This window comes from Parasegetibacter sp. NRK P23 (genome assembly GCF_023721715.1).
In the GTDB taxonomy this organism is placed as follows: Bacteria; Bacteroidota; Bacteroidia; order Chitinophagales; family Chitinophagaceae; genus Parasegetibacter.
This window is the reverse complement of record NZ_JAMDLG010000001.1, coordinates 3687334-3710189: the sequence shown is the minus strand read 5'-3', so window position 1 is coordinate 3710189 and position 22856 is coordinate 3687334. Positions and strand designations below refer to the sequence as shown.

Below are 22856 nucleotides of genomic sequence, written 5' to 3'. Positions count from 1 at the left end.
CTCATCCCCGCACAATTTTAGCCGTTACATGCAATTGTCCGATATGCCGCATCGTGTGCTCCGCCGCATGAAACAACAATCCTAATACAGTAGAAGGAAGTTGTTTTTCACCGATGCCACGGAAATCTGTTAGTGTTTCCGCAGCGGTATTCCGAAGTTGCTCCAATGCGTTTTCCACTTGCAGGTGAAATCTTTCCAACAGCATTGAAACCGAAACATCCGGATTTTCAGCAAGTGCTTCCGCAGCCAGTGCCACTCTTTGCTGGTTATTCAGCTTTTCGCCCCGGGCATAAGTAAAGAGACGATCCAGCACACCAGATAAATGCTGCAGATGAAAACCAACAGATGCCACACCAGCGGGCTTTTCCCAAAGGAGGTGGTCCGGGAAATCATTCATCATTTCATCCAGTTCTTCTCTGGCTTGCAGCAGTGCGTGTGCCACAGGTTGTAGGAGTGCAGTAATACCCGGAACGGGACCTCTTTGCCATACTTCAGGGAGGGAAGGAGCCATTGTGTTTTTTGTTTTGGCAGATGCCATTATTAAATCGTGAGCCGATTAAAATAGCTAATCGGCTCAAAAATAAGGGAAATATGAGCCGGTTAGAAAAGGAAGCATTTCTTGATAAAGGCGGCTATTTAAGAGTTCATCTTCAAATAATATCTCCAACCAATTAGATTTAATAATTTTCTTCATGTATAATTAAATAAATGTCATTAGATTAAAAAATTTTCTATGATTTAGTTGCAGAAACAAAATATTCTACCTTTGTTTGTGTCGAAATAACGCAAACAGAATGAGACCCTTCGATAGTTATAAAAATCCTTCGCTCGCTATTGACCTTGTGGTGTTCGGCTACCACAACGGAGAACTCTCCGTTTTGCTGCTGAACAGGAACGAAACGCCTTTCAAAGACCAATGGACGCTTCCCGGTGCCTTTCTCCAAATGGAAGAAACCTTCTCCGATACCTGCTCCCGCGTGCTGCAAACAAAACTGGGCATGGATGATCTTTACCTGGAACAATTGTACTCCTTCGATACCCCGGACCGCGATCCCCGCGGACGCGTGATCTCCATCGCTTATTACGCGCTGGTGAACCCCGATAAATTCGGAATCGCAGCAGGCTCTATGGCCAACGATGTGCAATGGTTCGATGTGCGGAACCTCCCCGCGCTTGGGTTCGACCATACCCACATATTTGGAAAAGCACTACAAAGGCTTCAGTCTAAGATTCTGTATTATCCCGTGGGCTTCGAATTGCTGGATGAATCTTTTACGCTGCCCGAATTGCATCACCTGTACGAATGCATCCTCGGCATCTCCATCGACCGGAGAAATTTCAGAAGGAAAATCCTTGATTCCGGTTACATCGTTCCCACAGGTGAAAAAAAGACCGGCGCCCAAAACAGGCATCCCGATATCTACCGTTTCAACAAAACCATTCAACCCAATCAGTTTAACCTCAATATTTCCTTACCATTATAATTACCCGCTATGAAATGCACACCCCTGCTCCTGAAAGATGGCTACAAAGTTGGCCATAAATTCCAGTATCCGGAAGGTACCACCCTCGTTTATTCCAACCTTACGCCCCGTAAATCGAGGAATGAGGACATCGGCGAGATCGTATTTTTCGGCCTGCAATATTTTATCAAAGAATATCTTCAATACCAGTTCAATGAAGATTTCTTCAACCGCCCGAAAGAGGAAGTACTGTATCAATACCAGCGTAGAATAGACAATTACCTGGGCAAAGACAGCATCACTTACCAGCATATTGCCGACCTCCACGATCTGGGTTATCTTCCCCTCGAAATCAAAGCTTTGCCGGAAGGAACACTCGTTCCCATGCGGGTGCCGGTTTTTACGATCAGGAATACGCATCCGGATTTTTTCTGGCTCACCAATATGTTGGAAACCCTGCTTAGTGCCATTCTCTGGAAGCCCTGTACCTCCGCTACTACCGCCTACCAATACCTGAAGACCTTCCACCGGTACGCCCATGAAACCGTTGGCAGCGATACAGCCTTTATTCCCTGGCAGGGACACGATTTTTCCTTCCGGGGCATGAGTGGCATTGAAGATGCTGTAATGAGCGGGGCCGGCCACCTGCTTTCCTTCAGTGGTACGGATACCATTCCCGCCATTGATATGCTGGAGCAATATTACGGTGCCGATTGTACGCAGGAATTGATTGGTGGTTCCGTTGCCGCCACCGAACACAGTGTGATGTGCATGGGTACCCAACAGGATGAAATCGGAACATTCCGGCGACTCATCAATGAAGTGTATCCAACAGGCGTCGTTTCTATTGTGAGCGATACCTGGGACTTCTGGCAGGTGATCACCGAATTCCTGCCGCTGATGAAAGCCGATATACTGGCCCGGGATGGAAAAGTTGTGATCCGTCCCGATAGCGGCGATCCGGTGAAAATCATTGTAGGTGACCCCGATGCGCCGGTTGGAAGTCCGGCTTTCAAAGGTGCCATCGAATGTATATGGGAAACCTTCGGTGGAAGCATTACAGAAAAAGTGTTCAAACTCCTTGACCCGCATATCGGCCTGATTTACGGCGATAGTATTACGTTGGAACGGCAGGAAGCCATTCTTTCCGGGTTAAAAAACAAAGGGTTCGCCAGTTACAATGTGGTGTTGGGAATAGGTTCGTTCACCTACGAATATGTTACCCGCGATACTTTCGGCTTCGCCATGAAAGCCACCTACGGTGAGGTGAATGGAGCAGGAAGAGCAATTTTCAAAGACCCGAAAACAGACGATGGCACAAAAAAATCGGCCAAAGGGTTGATGCAGGTGTACCGCGATCCACAAACGGGTAAACTGAGTCTTAAAGATGAATGCACGTGGGAAGAAGAAGCGGAAGGCGAATTGAAAACTGTATTTAAAGATGGTGAACTGCTCGTGGAGTGGTCGCTTCAGCAGATACGGGAAAGAGTAAATGATGGAATTTAAAATGAAAATTGCAACACACAACTACGAGTTAGCGCAAAAATTGCTGCCGGGTTCCGGACAACAGATTATTGCCCAACATACGGAAGAGGAACTGGTAGTGTACCAGGCTTACAGAACATCTATTGCGGATTACGCAGTTGCCAACCAAAAATTTGGCGGCCCGGATTTTAGTTATAACAGAATGTCATGGATAAAGCCGAATTTCCTTTGGATGATGTACCGGAGCGGCTGGGCAGAAAAAGAGAACCAGGAAAGAGTACTGGCTATATGGCTCAAAAAGACTGAGTTTTTGAACATCCTTGCAAATGCGGCTTTCACCAGCTATAACCCGGAAGTGCATGCCAGCCGGCAAGACTGGGAAAAAAGCCTGAAGGAAAAAGAGGTTCGGCTGCAATGGGATCCCGACCACGATCCATTTGGAAAAAAGCGCACAAGAAGGGCCATTCAGTTGGGCTTAAAAGGAACACTGCTGCAACATTATGGAACAACCGCGATTAACCTGATAGAAGACATCACGCCATTTGTTAAGGCGCAAAAATCTTTATTGGACAGAGGACGAACGGGAGAACTGCTTGTTCCCGTTGAGAAGGTCTGGAAAATAAATGACCCTGTGCTTGAAGCGAAAACAGGAATAAACCATGAACACAATCACATTGTACAGGCCGATAGGCATTAAGGAACTGGAACTGATCATCGATTCAGGATGGACAGCGTTTCCGCCCAGGCTCTTCTGGCAGCCCATCTTCTATCCTGTTTTGAATCAATCCTATGCGGAACAGATTGCCAGAGACTGGAATACAGTAGATCCGGCGTCAGGCTTCTGTGGTATTGTTACACAATTCGATTTACAAAGGGGTCATTACGACTTGTATGAAGTTCAGAATGTGGGAGGCGAAATTCATAATGAACTTTGGGTACCAGCCGAACAACTTGACGCATTCAACAAACATATTGTTGGAGATATCCGACCGGTAAAAGTATTTTTCGGCGATGCTTTTTCTATGCCTGAGAACATGGCTATAAAAAACGCGTTACAAATTTTCCGTTCAATATGAAATACAATCTTGCGTGGTTGATACAGCAGTATGAAAATAACCGCGACGTTTCGTTCCTCTTTTTTTGGGGCCACCGTCCCTCAAAAGAAAACCGGTTAACAAAGTCTTGCTTAAGTCAGTGGTGGATGGCCTCCTTTGAAGTAGAGGGATCAGTATATTTTACAGCAGAACATTGGATGATGGCGGCTAAAGCAAGGCTTTTCGGAGATGAAGAAATGGCCAGGCAAATAATACAGACACCAGACCCCAATGCTGCCAAGAAACTTGGCAGAAAGGTGAAAGCCTTCGACCCAGAGATTTGGGATGCGCATAAATTTGATATAGTGGTGGAAGGAAACTTCCACAAGTTTTCTGCTCATGCAGTATTGAAAAATTTTCTTCTCGCTACAGGAAACAAAGTTTTAGCGGAGGCAAGTCCTGAAGATACGATATGGGGGATAGGTCTTACCCAGGAAGATCCCTGCGTTTACGACCCTACAAAATGGCTTGGGGAGAATTTACTTGGTTTTGCGCTTATGCAAGTGCGTGACCAACTTTTAAAAGCACAAATATGAAAATTGAACTTATTAAAGCAGATATTACTACGATGGAAGTAGATGCCATCGTAAATGCAGCGAACTCTTCGTTATTAGGGGGCGGGGGTGTAGACGGGGCCATTCACCGGAAAGGCGGCAAAGCCATTCTGGAAGAATGCATGGAAATTCGCGCCCGTCAGGGAAAATGTCCAACCGGAGAAGCTGTGATTACCACGGCCGGAATGCTCCCTTCAAAATATGTGATTCACACGGTAGGGCCCGTTTGGAATGGAAACGGCAAAGAGACCAACCTGCTTCAGAATTGTTATATAAATAGTCTGCGATTGGCTGTGAAGCATCAGATAAGGAGCATCGCTTTCCCCAATATCAGCACGGGGATTTATAGATTTCCAAAAGAGTTGGCGGCCGGGATAGCAGTAAAGGCTGTTGGAAATTTCGAAGATAGCATGCATATAGACCGGCTGATCTTCGTCTGCTTCGATGATGAGAACTACACTATTTACGAACAACTGCTCAACAATGAATGAAAAACAAATAAACAGCGCCAGTAAATACCTGAGCCTGTTGCTCCGGCATCAACCGGAAAAAATCGGATTGCAGCTCGACGAGAACGGCTGGGCATCGGTAGAAGAGCTGCTTTTGAAATGGGACGGGCCGGTTTCACTGGATTATACTTCATTGGAACACATCGTGTCCACTAACAATAAGAAAAGGTTTTCCTTCGACGAGTCGGGTCAAAAAATCCGGGCCAGCCAGGGCCATTCGATTGGCATTGATCTGCAGCTTGAGCCACAATTACCTCCTGATGTGCTGTACCACGGAACAGTAGAAAAATACCTTGCTTCCATCCGATTACAAGGGCTGCTGAAAATGGAGCGGCAGCATGTACACCTGAGTATTGACGAATGTACTGCAACAGCAGTGGCGCAACGCCGGGGCAAGCCAGTATTGCTCCGGATCCGGAGTGGTGATATGCAGGCGGCAGGGTATTCTTTTTTCCTTTCAGCTAATTCTGTATGGCTCACAGAACACATTCCTGTCAATTACATTCAATTTCCATCCTGAAAATATGCCACGAACATTCGTTATAGGAGATATTCACGGGGCTGACAAAGCGCTTAGCCAACTTATAGAAAGGGTAGCTCCGGAGAAAAGCGATACGCTGATTTTTCTTGGTGACTATGTGGATGGATGGTCCGGATCCGCCGCCGTGATCACCCGCCTGCTTGCGTTAAAGGAAAGTTTCTCTTGCTTTTTTATCAAAGGCAACCACGATGTATGGTGCGGAGATTGGCTTGCCGGTAAAAATGCTGATGATGAATGGCTGAAGCATGGCGGTACTTCCACTGTTCAAAGCTATGCCGCATTGACGGAAAATGAAAAGCACCTGCACAAAACTTTTTTTAATGAACTCATTGACTATTATATTGATGAGGATAACAACCTCTTTATACACGCGGGCTTTTCATCCATGCACGGTCCGGCAAAAGAACCTTATGCAACAAATTATACATGGGACAGAACATTGTGGGAAACAGCATTGGCACTTAACACCGCTCTTCCACCCGACCATGCATTCTTCCCAAAAAGATTGAAACTGTTTCGTGAAATATTTATCGGACATACGCCTACAATCAATTACGGAACCGATCTTCCAATACATGCTGCCAATATTTGGAATGTTGACACCGGCGCTGCTTTTACGGGAAAAATCACCGCTATCGATCTTGATTCAAAAGTCTTTTTTCAGTCTGATAAAGTAATAGATCTTTATCCCGGCGAGAAAGGAAGAAACATCTAAAAAATAAAACCATCCCTTTATGCATACCATCAACCTTCTATATCCTCAAAAATCTGATGTTTCTTTCTCCACCATCACTTTCCCGGATGGCCAACCTCACATCAAAATGGATGTGCAAAGCCTTGATCGTTTAGACAAAAAAGCACCAATCCGCCTTCTTTCCAGAATTGCCAATCCAGCCGATCTGATGCTTGTGTTGTTTATCAAAAACACGCTCGATTACCACGAGTTCGAACACATTGAACTGCACATCGCTTACCTCATGGCCGCACGAATGGACAGGGTGATGACCGGCGGGGAACCTTTCTCCCTTAAAGTAGTAGCTGCTGTACTGAACCAGGCGAATTTCAAAAAGATAAGAATATTCGATCCGCATTCCGAAGTGGCTACCGCTCTGATTGACCGATCATACATTGTAACCAACCATTCCTTTGTAAAAGATGCTTTGAAAAGCTATTTTGAAAAGAATGGCCAGGAGTCTTTCTGCCTTGTTTCCCCGGATGCGGGCGCACTTAAAAAAATACATGGGCTGGCGCAGTTCCTGAACGTTGAACATCTGGTGGAATGTATGAAAGAACGCGATGTGAAAACAGGGATCCTTACTAACTTTACCACTACCGCCAATAACCTGGACGGCCTCACCTGTTTTATTGTTGACGATATCTGCGATGGTGGCGGTACATTTATCGGAACAGCGGCTATGCTCAAAAGTAAAGGTGCTTCTAAAGTGGTACTCATCGTTAGCCACGGCATTTTCAGCAAAGGGGAAAAGCTGGAGGGGATTGATGAAATTTTTTCAACGGATTCGTTCCGCGGTTTGGAAGGGGTGCATTGCTTTGAGGTGGGAGACTATCTTTAAAAGATACCCTTTCAATAGCGGTTAAGCCATTGAAAGGGATAGCTTATGGATGGTTTAACGGTAATTATTTCTGTTAATTTGCAGTAGTAAGCGTAAACTTAATACTTAAAAAAATCCTGAATCTTGCTCTCTGTTAAGGCGTTCGCCTGCTCACGCGGAATGAATGAAATTTTATGAGCTTGCATTCTTTGCAGCCAGTCGGTCCAATAGGCTTTTAGGATTTCAAAGTCTTTTTTTATTCCATTTTTTCTTTCATGCACTTCACAAACAAGCACATCAGTATGGGAAAGATCTAGATTTGCCACCTTAGGGATGTTCAGTTGTTTAGAATTGATAATGTCCATTACATTCCCAATATCAACTGCCGGGTATAAAATGGGCCTGTAATCATAGCTTCCTTTTTCTGAAAAAATTTTTGTGTCGGCGGGTTTGTTTTCTGCTTCCAGATAGCCGTCTGTAATGATAATAACTTTGTTTCTGTAGTTTTCAAATAACGTGGGCTTTTTCAGGCGATTTATCAGGTACCTGCTAAAGTAAAAACGATAGTCGGCTCCCAAAGGATTTTGTTTTGCCGATGCATACATTTCGTTGGCAGCGTGTTCAAATTGCTTTGTTTTCTCACTTGTAAAATACAAACGATTGGTTTTGCCTTTATGAGTGGAAAGGTCGAACTGTAATTGGTTGGCTACATTGCCAAATTGACCCCGCGCCTGATCGATGTCAGTAACATCTACCATGAGCATATCCCGGGTGTCCTGTTTTAGTTTGGCATGATCAACAAACTGATTCCAAACAGCATGAAGCACAAAAATATCGTTTGCTATTTGATTGGAATTGTTGATTGAATCCGTAATCCTCCTCGATAAGTCAGGAATTACAATAACATTCAGGTTTGTGTTTGTGGGCGGGAGCCATTCTATACATTTACTGATTTCTTCTTCATTCAAACGTAAGGAATGCAACTTGTTGCGAATGGCGTGTTGAAATTCCATCGACACTATTTTGTTGCCGTTCTCATCATTTTCTAAAAGGTCAAATTTATACCGGTCAAAAATGGATTTAACATCATCCACATTGCTGCAAACCTGGATTTGTTCTATGGCTTTGCTTTGCAGGGATGGACGTGTTATGAAATTGATGAATAAGGCGAAGAATAGTAAAAACCCTAAAAGCAGGTAAATTGGTTTCCTGTTCTTTTTTTTCTTCTTTTTACTTTGTGTGTGTTCCATAGTTTAGTGGTCGTAAGAGTGGGTGGAAATTTTCTTGCTTAACCATTCATTTTGTCGTTTAATGGTTTCCTGGATCAGTTCATCCGCCTTTTTTAAGGAATAATTGCCGTAGGTGTAATTTTGCCAACCGCCCATGAATTCACCAACAGAACCACGCAAGGATGCTTCGTTAATTGGAATTTTACCATTTTCATATCCGATAATATCCTTTGTTTTCTCCTCTATTTTATTGTCGATGGTGACAATATCGCTTTCCTGTTTATGTATTTTGGCAATAATATCTGAAAGCTCCTTTCTTTTTTCTGAAACCCTATTGTTTATATTCTCCACCATCAACTTTATTTTTTCACTTTCCGTTTTTAAATATGGGTGGCTTAAAACATAATGTAACAGGAACCCCCAGATCACATAAACAACAAAGCCCAGAATTAAAACAAGGTAGAAATTGATATCAGTATAAATCATATTGAACTTCCACAGCTCCTCTGTTCTTCCTGCGTTAAAATCGTTGGTGTGAACGCCTTCTGAAATTTTATAACCGATAAAGGCATCCGCGATAAACGTTATGGTTAAAAGAATGATAATTAATGCGAATTGACGTGGTTTTCTCTCTTGCACCAGCTTTTTGTTCTTTTCCAGCGCATCGTGTATGAGGAAGCCGAGCCCTAGGAAGATAACGGGAAAAAGTATGATCAGCGTGATAACACCACCGCCCTTGTTCGTCGCATCTGCAAATACGTTGGGATTTATAAATCCAAGGCTTCCCGGCTTAATACCATAAAAAGCGGAATATCCTGATGAGGAATAGAATACGAACAGGTAAAGTGTTAACAACAGTGTAATAAAAGCGCCGATTACAAATGGTGTTGTATCGCCTGTTTCTCCGTCTCCGTTCCTGATATCTATTTTCTCCAGTTCCAGTGTTTCGATTTCCTTTTCTTTGTCTTCCTTGTTTCGCTTGCTTGCGTTAACGTCTGCAATGGTTTCTTGTTTTTTTGCCTTTTCCTGTTGGACCTCGGCTCGAAGTTTGGCTATTCTGTCTTTCAATCCTTGTTCATCTAATTTCTGGTCTTCTAAAAATCTGGCATAAACAATTTCCAGGTATCCTTCAACTGTGTCGGGACGTGATTGAGACTTAGCCGCCGAACGAAACCCAAATTGATTGAAAGTAATTTTATCGCTTTCGTCTGTATTTATTTTTTGTTCATTGATTGGTTGTACTGTCATATAGTATAAGGGTGTTTTTGAATTGCGGATAAAATATAAATACATAAACTGATTGCGCTATTCCAGTAATGCCTGCACATTGAAATCACTTTTCCCACCTGCACAATGTCTTCCCCTCTTCTTTTGCTTTTCCCTCCGTTGTTCTAAGTATCCTGTAACTGCAACTTTTTAGCCCACGGCAATTTTCTTTTAAGTGATACCTGATAGCTCCTTTGCTCTCACATATATATACATCCCTATCGCCGCAGGCCGAAGTGGAGAGTACAAGTGCGCAAAAAATCAGCGTTTTCATACGAACGCTACGGTGCTAGGCCGACAATGAGATGTGCTTAATAACTGCGTCATCAGCCCGGTCATTTATACCCCGCCCCTGCGCGGCTATGTTTTAATAGAAGTTTCTGATAACCTGCCGTATGTACATAATAAAGCTTCATAACAATGTGGTGTTGATGATGCTTCAAATGTAATTGCCCTTGATGGCTGTTTTTTACGGGAATCCGTAAATGGAGAAAGAAATGTTTTCTACTCTATAATCCCTTTCTTCACACAATAAGCGATCAGTTGTTCATTCGTCGTAAACTGGTAAACTTCTTTAATCGTGTTCAACCGCTTTTCCACGCTGCTTTTCCCGGAAGGCTTTATCCCTTTTTCTTTCAGGTAGTCAGGAATATCCTGCACCTTTTTTCCCTGGATCATCAGGGTTAATATCGTAATGTCGAACGGGGTGAAATCGTGTGCGTTCCTACGTTCCATCGGCTCCGGAAGATTTCTTGGGTAATAACGTTGGTTGTTGTAAAGTGCATGGATGGCGTTCAGCAGTTCCTGGGCATCGCCGCGGGATTTTCTGACGAAGGCGTCGATGCCAGGTGAATCGAAAAGTTTTTGGATGATGGCGGGCCTGCTTTCAGCGGAGAACACCAGTATTTTTAAAGCAGGCTGTTCCGCTTTTACCGCTCCTATCAGTTCGTGGCCACCGGGAAGGGTTTGTGTGCGGTGGTCCTTCTCGAAATAGAGGTCGGTGATGAGCAGGTCGTAGGGATCACCTGCGTGAAGGGCTTTTTTTATTTTCAGCGCCGCGTCGTCGCAATGGTATACGTAATCGGGCTGGAAGATTTGTAAGGCTTCAAGGGTTTTCTGCACGGAGATGTTGGCGCTTTCATGGTCCTCGGCTATCAGTACTTTCTGGATCATCTGTTTGTTTGGGTTGGAACGAATAATTGAATGTGTAAGGCCTTTGCGGGCGATGATTCAAAAATAACCCTGCCGCCGATGTTGCGGATACGGTTTTCCGTACCCGTGAGTCCATTGCCGAAAACAGTGTTTTCAGGTATACCAACGCCATCATCTGTATAACGGATCAGCAATTCATTTTCCTGCGGCTCAAATTTTATGACCACATTGGTGGCGTGGCTGTGTTTGCGCATGTTCACCATCAGTTCCTGCAGCACGTGTTTCAGTTCGGCTTTCACTCTGGAAGAAACCGGAAGCCAGGTTTCAGGCGTATTGCCCACGATGGATACGGTGGTGCCGGAGGAAGAAAAGGATTTCAATAACGCGGCGATTTGCTGGTGGAAGCCGTGTGGTGTTTGTTCCGGCTGGTCGTAGGAAATATCTCTTGATTGTTCGTACAGTATCTCCATTTCATCCAGCAGTTCTTCTTTTTCGATGGTGGTGCCGTGTTCCACTTTGGCCATGAGGCGGTAGAGTCCGTTCGCCACCACATCGTGCACTTTCCGGGATGTTTTCAATTGCTGTTCGCGAACGGCCTGTTGCCTGCGTTTCCTGAACCAGATCCATCCGCCGATAAAGAGCGCCACCAGTGCAACGATAGCGGCCCGTTGCCTGAATATGCTGACTTTCTTTTCGGCATTCTGCTTTTGCAGTTCCAGGTTTTCAGCCCGGTGTTTTTCCGCTTCATAACGGATAAGCGCAAACTGGTTCCTGGCATTGCCGCGACTGGTTTGTATACTATCGTTCAATTGAAGGTAACGGTTGAAGTATTGTTTTCCGTTGGCAGAATCGTCGATTTGGATGAGCCGTTGCAGTGCGTCCAGTTCATCTTCCGGACTTTCCAGTTCCAGGGCAAGCCGGCGCAGGTTTTCCGCGTACAACCGTGCGGAATCCTTTTGTGTGGCGGAATAATAGTCGCTGAGGTGAATGTAGCTTGCGGTAAGTCCCCATTTGTCCTGTTCCTTCCTGCGCAGCAGGAGCGAGGTATGAAACTCGGGCAAGGCGTTATAGCCCGGGTCCTTCAGCCATCTTGTTTTCGCCCTGTTCGACAATACGCGCGCGTATTCTTTTGTATCAGGATTACTGCGTTCAAAAATAGAATCGTAAATACGGAGCGCTGCATCATAGTTTTTCAAACGTTGCAGGGCCAGGGCTTTGTTGTTCAGCGGTATCAACCTGTAATCCGCATCTTCTATAAAGCGCAGTGCCTGGTCGAAATAGCGGATGGCATCGGGGTAGTTTTTCAGCCCCAGACTTGTAAACCCGAGTTCATTGTAATCGGAGAACAAACAATAACTGTTGCGCTCTTCTTTTTCATCCAGGTATCGCAAGGAGGTGAGCAGACTTTCCTGGCTGCCGAAATGATCGCCCGCATCGGCCTGTATGATGGCCATTTTGTTGTAAGCCATGGCCACTTCCAGACTATCGGCGGAGGTGTTGGCTACCTCGTTGAAGTAATAGAAGGCTGAATCGTTTTGCACATTGAGGAGCGCTTCCCCCATTTTATACAGTGCTGAAGTGGTGACGGGAATTTTTTCAGGCTGTGTTTTACAGCCGGTGGTATACAGCATAAAGAGCCATAGGAGCAGGTATAAGGGCTTTTTAACCACGGAAGGAGTTTGTTTAAAAGTAATATTTCCTTCCGCGACGGGCAAAAAAATGAGGCAGGATACTTTCCTGCCTCATGGCGTTATCCGCTACCGTAACAACTACGGTTTGATGGGCTTGGGAGGTGGTGGCTGGTTGGGTGCGTGCCCGGCTTCTCCGCCGCCGCCATCATCGTCCATGGTGGTAATGGGTGTATTGTCGCCGCCATTTACGGGCGTGGTGTGCTGTCCTGCGCATAGTGATAGCAGGATCGCAAGAATGTATGTAAACATTTTTGTGTTATTAAAATTTTACGAAATGCTGCTACCATCGCCGTTGGCGGGTGCAGTGTGGCGTGGCGGTAAGAAGCGCTTCTTACGCCGTTGGGAAGAGGTGGGGAGCCGATTGCGGAAGCCGGTAAACGCTTCCCAGGCCGGTTAGCTGCAACCGCTTTCAGCTCCCCGTGGCAACCGTTGCTGTACAGGAACCTCTTAGCTGGAGAGGTGGTCAACCGTTGCTGAAGTCAAAATTAGAGCGTCGTAAGTGATTGATTACTATTCGATTCCGGGAATTCCGATGATTCCGTTGAGATTCCGGTAATGCCGGCGGGATTCCGGAAATTCCGTTAGATTTAGGGTATAATATTTAGAAAATGTCACCTGCCTATATCAAACTTGTTCTGCAGGACTATGAGAAAAAGAGGGCTGAAAATTTGCTCTCATTACTGTTAATGTATCCCACACCTGCTAGATTGAAAGATGAATGCATTAATGTTTGCTCCAAGCGGTATTCCAGAAAGGATGGAAGATTACTCAATGCTTTTTTTGGAGAAGGAGATGACAAAAGCCTTGTTTCGAAGGCTATCGCAAAGAAGAAGGTAGATGAGTTCAGGCCCGTACTTAATTATTTAAATAAGGACACTACAAGACCGGATGGGAAATATGTTGAATTGGTAGCCTGGCTCATTGATTTTGAAAGAAGGCCATATAAGTTAGGAGAGGATTATGATATAGAATTAGAAGAGGACAAACCAGTAAAGAATAGTGAAGAATTGGAAAGTATGAGTGGAGGAGCGGATGAATTTTTGCAAGAACTGCGGTTAAAGGAGGAAGTAAAAATAGCGGCAGAAATTCAGGGAATGGGGCCAGATAATCCATTGCAAAGCGCAAACACCGGGAGTGATGAAACAATACTAACGAATCCTTTACATGCTTCGGATAATCCGGACACAGCTGCCCAATTAAACAAATACGGAGAAATTAAACCATTTTCTCCCTTTGTAAAGTTTCGTCTTAAATATCTCGTCTTTTCAACCTTGCTGGCTTTCGTTGTATTTACCGGATTTCTGGTTTACAGAAACTTTGACCTGACCAGCAATCAGCAATTGAACACAGCTCCACCAACGGGTTCAGGGTGTATGGAATGGATAGATGATCATTACGAACAGGTTCCTTGCAGCTCAAAGCCTAACGGCAGGCATATAATTGCGGTCGATCCGCAAAAACTGAAGTACTTCAGGAAAATAAACAAGCCCGATACACTCACCATGGATGATATTGGAAAAGTATGGTACATCAAACTGAATGGAAAAATGGAATTCTATACCGCTGAAGGCTTTCATCCATTGGATATGAACAGAAGACTCAGGCCCATCTCGGCGTATATCATCGATAAATATATTCTTTCGGAAAAGAAGCTGTAAGAGGAATATCTTTTCAGGTTAAACGGGTTTCCATAAAAGGCTTCCTCCGTTTCTTTCTAAATTGCAGCAATGATACATCCTTCCATAAAGCACCGGCTTCCGATATCGTTATTGCTGTTTTGCATTCTTTCTAATATTATCTCCTGCACGGAAACCAACGGCGCCACCGCCTACACACTTGAAAAGAATACAACGCATTCATCCCCCACCTACAAAGTGGTGAAAATAAAAGACGGCGATACCTTCGTTGTCCTGAAAGACAATACCGAACTCACGGTACGCTTCGAACACATCGACTGCCCGGAAAAGAACCAACCCTTCGGCACCAAAGCAAAGCAATTCGTTTCCGACCAGTGCTTCGGAAAAAACATCACGCTTCAACATCACAACAAATTCGACCGCAACAAAAGGCTGATCGCCGAAGTGCTCCTCGCCGATGGCCGTAACCTCAACAAACTGCTCGTGGAAAACGGACTGGCCTGGCACTTTAAAAAATATTCAGGCGATACCGCTTACGCCCAACTAGAAAGGATGGCCAGGAATAAAAAACTGGGACTGTGGTCGGAAAAAGACCCCGTGGCGCCCTGGTTGTGGCGGAAAAAATAAGGGTACACGGGTGATGTGTAGGTCTTGGCGCCGTGGTCCGGTTTTTTCTTTGTTACCCGAAAAACGACTATGAACAGCATCAACCAGCAACAGCCTGAAGACAACAGAGACGACCTCCAGGGCCGTGAAGCAGCCGAAAAACTGTCGGAACTGGTGAACAAAGCAAAGATTTGTTTTATGTGCACCAATACCAGCGCGGGCACCGACTTCGCCACCCGCCCAATGGCCGTGCAAAAAGTAGATAAAGGAGGGATAATCTGGTTCCTCAGCGCCTCCGACAGCCACCAGAACCTTGAAATTGCCGCCGACCCGCGCGTGAGCCTTCTTTTCCAGGGATCCACCTATTCCGATTTCCTGCGGCTCTCAGGAGAAGTAAATATGCTCAACGATAAATCCATCATCGAAGAGCTGTGGAATCCAATGCTCAAAACATGGTTCACCGAAGGAAAGGACGATCCACGCATTACCGTGCTTCAGTTTATTCCCGATAACGGCTATTACTGGGATACCAAACACAACCAAATGGTGGCGTTCGCCAAACAAGTGATCGGCGCAATGATCGGTAAAACACTGGACGATTCTATTGAAGGAACATTGAAGTTGTAAAATATCCTTCGGGTTATTCACTATAAATTATAATCGGATGCAGCGGTGCCCGGGAAAGGGTAACCGCTTTTTCCGCATCTCGCAACATTATTTCCGCATTCCGGAAACAAACATTTTGTCGATGGACTTCCTTTGCAGGCCAAAACAGTCCACGTATGAAATGGTATGCCCTTACACGCCTTTTTAGTTTATTGATAATATGTTCTTCCACACTTCCTTCCTTCGCCCAATCTTCCGCCCGCATCGAAGGAAAAATACAAACCGAAGCCGGACAACCCGTTCCCAATGCCACGGTTAACGTGAACAACCAGCAATATGTTTCCTCCGAAACCGGCGATTTCTCTATACAAAACCTGCCCGCAGGCAAATACAAACTGGTGATCTCCTCCGTGGGTTTCGAAACAACGGAACGCACCGTAAACCTGAAAGCCAACGGCTCCGAATACCTTACCATTACAATGTTGCCTGCTAACGGTCAACTGCAAACGGTGGAAGTAACCGGTCGCCGGAACGAAGGTTATAAAGCGAATTATTCTTTCGCCGCCACGAAAGTGGCCATCCCCGTTACCGAAATTCCAGGAACAGTTTCCACCATTACGCAGCAACTGATCCGCGACCGGCAGGCTGTTCGTTTCGATGATATCGCCCGCAATGCCAATGTGCGTGTGTCCAACAACGGTAGAACCATCATCATCCGCGGTTTTCAGAGCAATACCAGGCTTATCAACGGACTGAGAACACTGAGCGATAACTACCGCTTCTCCGCCATCTCTCCCGTAGTGGAGAGTTATGAAGTGGTGAAAGGGCCTTCCTCTTCCATGTTCGGCAATATGAGTCCGGGCGGGGTGCTCAACCTTGTTACCAAAAAACCGCTGGCAGAAAAAAGACAAACTTTATCGTTCAGCGCAGGCAGCTTCAATACACTACGCGGCGATATGGATTTCACCGGAAAAATGACCGAAGACGGAAAGGTGTTGTACCGTTTGAATGTGTTCGGCCAAATGAGCGATACCTGGCAGAATAATATGAAAGACAACGCTTTCACCGTAGCACCATCTTTCTCTTTTCTCCCCAAAGAAGGCACCCGCATCAACGTAGACATCAATCATACCCGCCTGCTTACGATGGAAAACGATGGCATCTTCCCCTTCAAAGGAAAAACAATCGACGAAACACCTATCGATTTTACCGTACTCCAGGTGGGCGATGGCAACAAAACCACCACCACTTCGCTCAATCTTTCACTGAGTCAGAAAATCACGAAAAACATCGACTTTAACGTGTCTTATTTAAAGGACTTCCTGAGCTGGGACGATAAGCGCCACGCCACTGAACTTTACCTCGGCAATGCAGCCTGGTCTAATGGAGATAGCAGCCTGAGCGTGTATTACGGCGAATGGAACGCGAAAATGGATGCGGACAACGTTACAGGTTATGTGACCGCCAACTTCAACACAGGCAGCCTTCAGCACAAATCGCTGATCGGATACGATTACAATGTGTCGCTGTTCAACTGGGGTACTTACCGCTACAATACTTCACCCATCGGTTCCGTGAATGTGTATGATCCTTCAAAAAGTTCTAACCTCGACGGTACTACGTATACCCTCGCTGCTACTACTTACGACCGCGTGAACAAAACACGTGATTTTGCCAACGGTATTTATTTCCAGGACCAGGTGAGCGTTACCGACCGGTTGAAAGTGCTGCTGGGACTGCGCCACGAACGGTATACTTTCCGGTTGGCTTATGAAACACCGCAGGAGAACGAAGTGGCCCAGAACGCTTGGCTCCCTAAAGTTGGCGTAACCTATATTCTGCCCTCCGATACTTATGTATATGGTTCTTATGTAACCGGCTTCCAGCCAGTGTCTTCCGGATCACTTATTTATGGAACGGTGGAAGGAGGCGGCAATCTGAAACCGGAATACAGCAATCAGTTTGAATTCGGCGCGAAACAAGAGCTTTTCGGGAAGAAATTGCTGCTCACCGCTGCCGTGTACCAGATCACCAAGACCAACGTAACACAGCTTACCAACCCCGGCGTAGTAGATCCCAACGACCGAATATGGCGCCAGTTGGGAGAAGTGTCCTCCAAAGGTTTTGAAGTGGAATTCAACGGTGCCATCAGCCAATCATTCTCCGTGAACGGCGCTTACAATTACAACGATGCGAAAATCACCGAAGACCTGGACCCCGCTAAAGTAGGTGAGAAACTCGGGATGGCCCCGCTGCACCAGGGGAACATCTGGGCAAAATATGAAGTGAAAAACAATACGGTGCTCAATGGTTTCGGTATTGGATTCGGAGCGGGATTCTCTTCCAAAACGCCCATGCTTCAGTTCCCGAATATCTCCACGCCCGGCTACACCGTGCTGGATGCTTCCCTACAATACCGGATCGACCGGGTGTTGCTGAGCATGAACCTCAACAATATCGCGGATAAAAGATATTATACCGGCGCGAACCGTGAAAGAGAAAGGTACTACACCGGTGCGCCCCGTAACATTCTTTTCAGAATCGGGTATAACCTTTAGCGTATGTTGAAAAAATGGGTGAGAAAAATACATTTATGGCTCGGACTAACGTCCGGGCTTATTGTTTTTATTGTGGCCATCACCGGCTGCGCCATCGTATTTGAAAAGGAGATCAATACCTTGCTGGGCACAGGTATTTGCCAGAAAGTGAAAAGCCGCAACAATGAACCGGCATTGCCTTCACAGGTTTTCGCGGTAGCCGATTCTGCTTTCCAGAAGCTGCGGTTGGTGAATATGTACTACACTGTTTATCCCGGTGAACCGAACGTGAGTGTATTGTGGGTGCGGGATACGGCGCGGAAATACCATTCCCTGCTTCAGGATCCTTACTCCGCGCAGATCGCGGGTACCTACGATTACGAAAGTTCTTTCTTCACGATCATGACCTTCATCCATGTTTCACTCGCGTTGGGCGAAGTGGGCACCACTATTATCCGGAACGCTACTCTTATTTTCGTGGTGCTGATGATCTCCGGTCTTATCTTATGGAAACCAGCCAGCAAAAAAGGGTACAAGCAACGCTTCACTATTAAATGGGGCGCCAGCTTCAAACGGCTGAACTACGACCTGCACAATGTACTCGGTTTTTACATGACCTGGATCGCTGTTTTTATGGCGCTTACGGGGTTGGTATGGTCGTTCGAATGGTTCAGCAACAGTGTGGTGTGGATAGCGAACGGGGGAAATCAGGTGGAACCGGCGCAACAGCAACCGCCTTTATCTGTAAAGGCTGAACGCAACAATGCGCACCTTTCATTGTACGCCGCCATCGATAACGCTTTCCTTGAAATAAGGAAACTTGAGCCCGCTGCCCGTGCGCTCACTGTTTACAAGCCGATGAACGATTCTTCCGCCATCAGGATAACTGTTGAAACTGAAAAAGGAAAGCATTACGCGCGTGCCGATGAGTATTTCTTTGACCAATACAGTTCCCGGTTGCTCGCCCGCAAACGGTTCAGCGAGCTGAGCAACGGGGAAAAGCTGTTGCGGATGAACTATTACATCCATGTGGGAAGTATCGCCGGTATTACCGGGAAAGTATTGGCGTTTCTCGCGAGTTTGATCGCGGCATCATTGCCTGTTACAGGGTTTATGGTATGGCGCGGAAGAAAAAAGAAGTTGCGGAAAGGAGCTTAAATAAATATACCCCCTGAAACCTCCAAACGCTGTGCATTCACCCATTTGGATTCGTCGCTGCAAAGAAAAGCCACCACACTGCCAATATCATCGGGTAGTCCCACCCGGCCAAGCGCGGTGAGTGAAGCGAGTTGTTGGTTCAACGCTTCATTGTCGCGTACGGCTCCGCCACCAAAATCGGTTTCTATGGCACCCGGTGCCAGTACGTTCACCCTGATTTTCTTTTCACCGAGTTCTTTCGCCATGTATTTCGTCAACGTTTCCACACCTCCTTTCATCGTGGCGTACGCCGCGTATCCTGGGAAGCTGAACCGGGTAAGTCCGGAAGATACATTCACAATGCTGGCGCCGCTGTTAAAATGCGGGATGAGTTTTTGGGTGAGGAAGAAAGGCGCTTTCAGGTGAATGTTTACCATACTGTCGAAATCCGCTTCCGAGGTGCTGTCAAATCCTGCGTGCACGCCCACGCCGGCGTTGTTGACCAGTGCATCGAGCCTGCCGGAGCCAAAGCCGGATTGCAGCGAAGCTGTGAGCGTACTTACAAAAGCATCTAAACCATTGCTGTTGGAAACATCCAGTTGAAGGGCCAGCGCTTTTCCGCCCGCCGCTTCAATTTCCGCGACTACTTTATCGGCTTCCTCTTTTTTGCTGTGGTAGGTGAGCGCTACGTTGAAACCTTTGCCTGCCAGCGCAAGCGCCATGTCTTTGCCCAGTCCGCGGCTGCCGCCGGTTACCAGTACTGTTTTGCTTGTATTTGTCATTTTGCGGTGATTTTGTCTCACAAAGTTGGAGACATTTACCATCGCAGGCATTGCGCCAAAGAGAGGATTATTTGTAAATTTCAAATAATCACCTGAACTGCAGGGGGGAGCTGTGGTTCATTTTTTTGAAGAAATGGGAGAAATGGGCCAGTTCGTTGAATCCGAGGCTGTAGGCTATTTCTGAAACGTTCCAGTTGGTTTGTTTCAATAATATTTTGGCCTCCTGGTTCAGGCGGGCGGCTATGATTTCAGAGGTGGTTCTGCCGGCGGTTTCTTTCAGCACTTTGTTGAGGTGGTTGGCATGTACGCCCAGGGTGTCGGCAAAATCTTTGGCCGATTTCAGTTGTACCACCTGCGAGGTGTTTTCAATGGGGAACTGTCTTTCGAGGAGTTCGACGAACAACGTGGAGATGCGTTGGGCCGCATTGGGCGCGTGATGCGTTGGTGCGATGGGCTTCAGTTTCTGTCCTTCGTGGATCAGTTCCAGGATATAATTCCGGATAAGGTCGTATTTGAACGCGTAATCGCCGTTCATTTCCACCTGCATCTTCCTGAAAATGCGGGCCAGTTCGGAAAACTGCTCCCGGTTAATCTGGAAGATGAAATCGCTTTGGGGAGAGAAGATGGGCAAGCCGGTAAGCGCGACCCCGGTTTGCGTCTTCGACATAAAGTCTTCCGTGAACACGCAGAAATAACCCAACTGGTTATTATCTAATGGTGTATAGCGGTAAGGAATACGCGGCGTGGCGAACAACACGGCGTATTCTTCTATGTCTAACACCTTATTGGCGTATTCTACCCGGTTCCTGCCGTGGATCAGGCTTATCTTGTAATAGGTGCGCCTGTTGTAAGGCATCACGGGCTTTGTTTTACAGCCCTCGTACATGCTGCCGATGCTGAAAATATTAAAATGCCCGATGTCCTGCTTATTCTTATCGTCAAAAAGGCAACCCAGTTCGCCGCAGTTCGCGCCGAACATCTCCCTGTAGAAATCCAATACATTTGTTGGTGCCGCCATATTTGTAAAAATCAAATGTACGACTTTGCCATACAACCGATGGAGGCAATTTACAGTCTTACCACCATGATAAACAAAAAACCTGTCCCTTCATTGGTTTTCTGTGTGCTGATGGACATCATCGGGATGACCACATACGCCATTCCTCTCATCGGTGAATGGGCCGATATGATCTGGGCGCCCATCTCCTCCCTTATTTTCTGGAGCATGTTTGGCGGGTGGAAAGGGTTACTTGGCGCAGGGTTTAACTTTCTCGAAGAATTTCTTCCAGGTACCGACATCATTCCATCCTTCACCCTGGCCTGGCTGATAAGGAAAGTCTTTTCCGCCACGCAATCCCGTGCGCTCACCCGGTAACAAGCTGCCTGCAACCTTCAAAAACTATGAGCCTTTGTAGGATAGTCCATTAAATAAGACTTCTACTTAAAAAAACGTCTCCCGCATCACCCGAAAAGAGCCTCGTCCGAACAAGAACGGCTCCTTGCGTCCTTGCTTCGTCGCGTCTTGGCGTGAGACAGATTTCCCCTACAACTCCTCCTCTCTTTCAAGCATCAGTATGGCGTTCTGCGGCACTATATAATACTTTTCATTTTCATACATTACTTCTGTGGCGGCGTTCAGCAGGAAAATGGCCAGGTCCCCTTCTTTCGCCTGCAAGGGCACGTATTTCACCTGTTCCTCCTCCGCCTTCCAGGATTCGCTTTCCACGGGCATGGGAATGGCGTAACCTGGGCCGGTCTTGATCACATAGCCCTGCTGCACTTTTTCCTTTTCCTGTACACCGGGTGGGAGGTATAATCCCGAAGGTGTTTTTTCAGTGGCGGTGGTAAGGCGGATCAGCACACGATCGCCGATCACGATGATCTTCTTGAACTTGTTGTCGGGTGTCAGTCGCACGGTTTCGATAATTTAAGTTTGAAAAAAGACAGGCAAAATTAAGGATTGCTTTGGTTACCAGGTTAACAGCTGAGTTTTGGTGTTTTCCCTGAGTTTCTTACCGGCAAAGGCTAAGGCGGAGGGGGTGATCGAATTGAACTGCGGCCCTTTCAGGGTATGCTGTTTTCTTGTTATGCCCGGATTAAAAAACACGTAAAAACAAAACGACCCGCTATCGTGCGGGCCGCTGTTTCTATAGGAGGGTAATGGTTAGTTATTTTTTCGTTGTTGATCATGTTCAGGCATTGGATTACTGTTTTTCTCCAGGCAGGGTTTTTAAAGTGGGGCACCTCCTTCCAGGAATACTTCGTTCCCCTGCTTCTGGCTTTATTCATGGCAGGGCGTAGTATATTTCTTTCAATCTTGTTGCTTATCTCTTTACTCCGTTTTTCAGCTTCCGTATCCACTTGTTTAGTGTGGGTCAGCATATTGGGCTTTACACGAAGAACTAAGCGCCAGGGCTCATTGAAGGCATAAGAAGTAACCTTTTCTCCCCGTTTATTGACCCTCGTGATCGCCGTGAACATTTGCCGCTGCGCATCACTCAACGTTACCCGCTTCCAATAGCAGGAAGAAATTTCCTGTAAATACTGGGGGATGGGCACACGTACCTTTTTGCCGGATTTTCTCTTTTTCCTGGTAAAATGCTTGTCGTTGCTATATTCTACCCGGTTCACGGCCTCTAAGATTCCTTCAAAAAAAGCCGCATGCTTTCCGCGCGCCGTTTCATCGTTCAGGTAGAACTCCCTGCGCCAGCCACGCTGTACTGGTTCCTTTAATGGAATATATGTCGTATTCCAGCGTCGTTCATTCCAGTATGTTTCCTGCTTCTCCAGCCGGATCACACTTTTTTGATGCCCTGCTTTTATCCTTCTTTTTTTTCTTCTTTTGTCCATAATGCGCAGGGAGGCTGTGTCCACTGCGCTTTGGTTAAGGAAATAATCATCCATAAAACAATGTATTTGTGTGTTGGTATAGTATTGCCCGGTGGGGGCGGATGTTCGGTCTGGTTCATACAGAAAGTCATAATTCTTTATTTAATTATCGTTATTGAATTGGG

25 protein-coding genes are annotated in these 22856 nt (G+C 46.2%); 15 read left to right on the top strand and 10 right to left on the bottom strand.

The window, feature by feature from the left end:
* Position 1 precedes the first annotated feature (1 nt).
* Positions 2 to 511: a DinB family protein gene (locus tag M4J38_RS15055; RefSeq protein ID WP_251760548.1), complete on the bottom strand. Its 510-nt coding sequence runs from the start codon at positions 509 to 511 to the stop codon at positions 2 to 4.
* 283 nt (positions 512 to 794) lie between these two features.
* On the opposite strand from M4J38_RS15055, the gene M4J38_RS15050 reads away from it, so the two are divergent.
* From M4J38_RS15050 to prs, 9 genes are read left to right on the top strand one after another with little or no spacing between them, the layout of a single operon-like run.
* The gene (locus tag M4J38_RS15050) at positions 795 to 1484 is read left to right on the top strand and encodes an NUDIX domain-containing protein (RefSeq protein WP_251760545.1); all 690 of its coding nucleotides are present in this window, start codon (positions 795 to 797) and stop codon (positions 1482 to 1484) included.
* A 9-nt stretch (positions 1485 to 1493) separates the two neighbouring features.
* Positions 1494 to 2969: a nicotinate phosphoribosyltransferase gene (locus M4J38_RS15045; RefSeq protein ID WP_251760544.1), complete on the top strand. Its 1476-nt coding sequence runs from the start codon at positions 1494 to 1496 to the stop codon at positions 2967 to 2969.
* A 1-nt stretch (position 2970) separates the two neighbouring features.
* Positions 2971 to 3645, top strand: coding sequence for a DUF4291 domain-containing protein (locus M4J38_RS15040; RefSeq protein WP_251760541.1), 675 nt, complete (start codon positions 2971 to 2973; stop codon positions 3643 to 3645).
* Complete coding sequence (locus tag M4J38_RS15035) at positions 3608 to 4024, top strand: ADP-ribosylation/crystallin J1 (protein WP_251760539.1); 417 nt, start codon at positions 3608 to 3610, stop codon at positions 4022 to 4024. Before M4J38_RS15040 ends, M4J38_RS15035 begins: the two co-directional genes overlap by 38 nt.
* Positions 4021 to 4578, top strand: a complete 558-nt coding sequence (locus M4J38_RS15030; protein ID WP_251760537.1) for an NADAR family protein — start codon at positions 4021 to 4023, stop codon at positions 4576 to 4578. Before M4J38_RS15035 ends, M4J38_RS15030 begins: the two co-directional genes overlap by 4 nt.
* Positions 4575 to 5087 (top strand): O-acetyl-ADP-ribose deacetylase, encoded by a 513-nt coding sequence (locus M4J38_RS15025; protein WP_251760535.1) that lies wholly within the window; start codon positions 4575 to 4577, stop codon positions 5085 to 5087. Before M4J38_RS15030 ends, M4J38_RS15025 begins: the two co-directional genes overlap by 4 nt.
* Positions 5080 to 5625: an RNA 2'-phosphotransferase gene (locus M4J38_RS15020; protein ID WP_251760533.1), complete on the top strand. Its 546-nt coding sequence runs from the start codon at positions 5080 to 5082 to the stop codon at positions 5623 to 5625. Before M4J38_RS15025 ends, M4J38_RS15020 begins: the two co-directional genes overlap by 8 nt.
* Before the next feature lie 4 nt (positions 5626 to 5629).
* The gene (locus tag M4J38_RS15015; protein ID WP_251760531.1) at positions 5630 to 6361 is read left to right on the top strand and encodes a metallophosphoesterase family protein; all 732 of its coding nucleotides are present in this window, start codon (positions 5630 to 5632) and stop codon (positions 6359 to 6361) included.
* Between the two features lie 19 nt (positions 6362 to 6380).
* Complete coding sequence (gene prs / locus M4J38_RS15010; RefSeq protein WP_251760529.1) at positions 6381 to 7220, top strand: ribose-phosphate diphosphokinase; 840 nt, start codon at positions 6381 to 6383, stop codon at positions 7218 to 7220.
* Positions 7221 to 7318: 98 nt separating this feature from the next.
* Here prs and M4J38_RS15005 read toward each other — a convergent pair whose 3' ends face one another.
* The 5 genes from M4J38_RS15005 to M4J38_RS14985 form a co-directional block, all read right to left on the bottom strand.
* On the bottom strand, positions 7319 to 8449 hold the full coding sequence (locus M4J38_RS15005) for a hypothetical protein (RefSeq protein ID WP_251760528.1): 1131 nt from the start codon (positions 8447 to 8449) through the stop codon (positions 7319 to 7321).
* Positions 8450 to 8452: 3 nt separating this feature from the next.
* Entirely contained in the window at positions 8453 to 9676 is a 1224-nt protein-coding gene (locus tag M4J38_RS15000; RefSeq protein ID WP_251760526.1) for a hypothetical protein, read from the bottom strand.
* 522 nt (positions 9677 to 10198) lie between these two features.
* Entirely contained in the window at positions 10199 to 10867 is a 669-nt protein-coding gene (locus tag M4J38_RS14995) for a response regulator (protein WP_251760524.1), read from the bottom strand.
* Entirely contained in the window at positions 10864 to 12516 is a 1653-nt protein-coding gene (locus M4J38_RS14990; protein WP_251760522.1) for a tetratricopeptide repeat-containing sensor histidine kinase, read from the bottom strand. The genes M4J38_RS14995 and M4J38_RS14990 overlap by 4 nt, the downstream gene beginning before the upstream one ends.
* Positions 12517 to 12615: 99 nt before the next feature.
* On the bottom strand, positions 12616 to 12786 hold the full coding sequence (locus M4J38_RS14985; RefSeq protein WP_251760520.1) for a hypothetical protein: 171 nt from the start codon (positions 12784 to 12786) through the stop codon (positions 12616 to 12618).
* Positions 12787 to 13145: 359 nt separating this feature from the next.
* Here M4J38_RS14985 and M4J38_RS14980 point away from each other — a divergent pair, with 359 nt between their 5' ends.
* The 5 genes from M4J38_RS14980 (at position 13146) to M4J38_RS14960 (ending at position 19081) form a co-directional block, all read left to right on the top strand.
* Positions 13146 to 14195, top strand: a complete 1050-nt coding sequence (locus M4J38_RS14980; RefSeq protein ID WP_251760519.1) for a hypothetical protein — start codon at positions 13146 to 13148, stop codon at positions 14193 to 14195.
* A gap of 69 nt (positions 14196 to 14264) precedes the next feature.
* Positions 14265 to 14801 carry a thermonuclease family protein gene (locus tag M4J38_RS14975; protein ID WP_251760517.1) on the top strand — a complete coding sequence of 179 codons (537 nt, stop codon included), beginning with the start codon at positions 14265 to 14267 and terminating at the stop codon, positions 14799 to 14801.
* Between the two features lie 69 nt (positions 14802 to 14870).
* Positions 14871 to 15407: a pyridoxamine 5'-phosphate oxidase family protein gene (locus tag M4J38_RS14970; RefSeq protein ID WP_251760516.1), complete on the top strand. Its 537-nt coding sequence runs from the start codon at positions 14871 to 14873 to the stop codon at positions 15405 to 15407.
* A gap of 155 nt (positions 15408 to 15562) precedes the next feature.
* Entirely contained in the window at positions 15563 to 17944 is a 2382-nt protein-coding gene (locus M4J38_RS14965) for a TonB-dependent receptor (RefSeq protein ID WP_251760515.1), read from the top strand.
* A 3-nt stretch (positions 17945 to 17947) separates the two neighbouring features.
* Entirely contained in the window at positions 17948 to 19081 is a 1134-nt protein-coding gene (locus M4J38_RS14960; protein WP_251760512.1) for a PepSY domain-containing protein, read from the top strand.
* Here M4J38_RS14960 and M4J38_RS14955 read toward each other — a convergent pair.
* Complete coding sequence (locus M4J38_RS14955) at positions 19078 to 19842, bottom strand: SDR family NAD(P)-dependent oxidoreductase (RefSeq protein ID WP_251760511.1); 765 nt, start codon at positions 19840 to 19842, stop codon at positions 19078 to 19080. The genes M4J38_RS14960 and M4J38_RS14955 overlap by 4 nt on opposite strands.
* 88 nt (positions 19843 to 19930) lie before the next feature.
* A complete protein-coding gene (locus M4J38_RS14950; RefSeq protein ID WP_251760509.1) occupies positions 19931 to 20860 on the bottom strand; it encodes an AraC family transcriptional regulator in 930 nt (309 codons plus the stop codon).
* 15 nt (positions 20861 to 20875) lie between these two features.
* Here M4J38_RS14950 and M4J38_RS14945 point away from each other — a divergent pair, with 15 nt between their 5' ends.
* The gene (locus tag M4J38_RS14945) at positions 20876 to 21217 is read left to right on the top strand and encodes a hypothetical protein (protein WP_251760507.1); all 342 of its coding nucleotides are present in this window, start codon (positions 20876 to 20878) and stop codon (positions 21215 to 21217) included.
* Between the two features lie 168 nt (positions 21218 to 21385).
* On the opposite strand, the gene M4J38_RS14940 is transcribed toward M4J38_RS14945, so the two are convergent.
* Positions 21386 to 21757, bottom strand: a complete 372-nt coding sequence (locus M4J38_RS14940) for a co-chaperone GroES family protein (protein WP_251760506.1) — start codon at positions 21755 to 21757, stop codon at positions 21386 to 21388.
* Positions 21758 to 21927: 170 nt separating this feature from the next.
* Positions 21928 to 22746, bottom strand: coding sequence for a hypothetical protein (locus M4J38_RS14935; protein ID WP_251760504.1), 819 nt, complete (start codon positions 22744 to 22746; stop codon positions 21928 to 21930).
* Positions 22747 to 22856: the final 110 nt, after the last annotated feature.